The following is a 425-nucleotide window of genomic DNA, read 5'->3' as shown; positions in this document are numbered from 1 at the left end:
AAGGGAGAGGGAAAAGAAGGGGAGAGAAGGGGGAGAAGAGAAGAAGGGAAAGGGAAGGGAGAGGAAGGGAAGAAGGGGAAAAAGGAAGGGAGAAGGAGGAAGAGAGGAGGAAGGAGAAGAAAAGGGAAAGAGAGGAAAGAGAAGAAAGGGAAAGAAGAGAGGAAGAAAAAGAGGAGGAAAGAGGAAGGGAAGGAGAAGGGAGGGAGAGGGGGAAGAGAGAAAGAAGAGGGGGGGAAGGAAGAAAAAGGAGGAAAGGGGGAGGAGAGAGGAGGAAAAGGAAAAGAAGAAAGAAAGGAAAAGGAGGAAAAGGGGGAAAAGAAAAAAGAGGAAGGGACCGCGGCCGGGCCCGAGGGCAAGAAGCGGGGCAGCGGGGAGTCCCCGGCCAAGAGCAAGGCCATCGCGAAGTACCTCAACGCGGTGGGCTC

1 protein-coding gene is annotated in these 425 nt (G+C 54.1%); it reads left to right on the top strand.

Features of this window, described 5'->3' with window-relative positions; genetic code table 11:
• A partial coding sequence (locus NR073_RS11035) for a hypothetical protein (RefSeq protein WP_256748841.1) occupies positions 1-425 on the top strand: 425 nt, incomplete at both ends.

Origin of the sequence: Micrococcus sp. Mcc28 (genome assembly GCF_024519775.1) — a bacterium.
Taxonomy (GTDB): Bacteria; Actinomycetota; Actinomycetes; order Actinomycetales; family Micrococcaceae; genus Micrococcus; species Micrococcus luteus.
The sequence above is the reverse complement of the archived record's forward strand: the minus strand, read 5'-3'. Positions and strand labels throughout refer to the sequence as shown.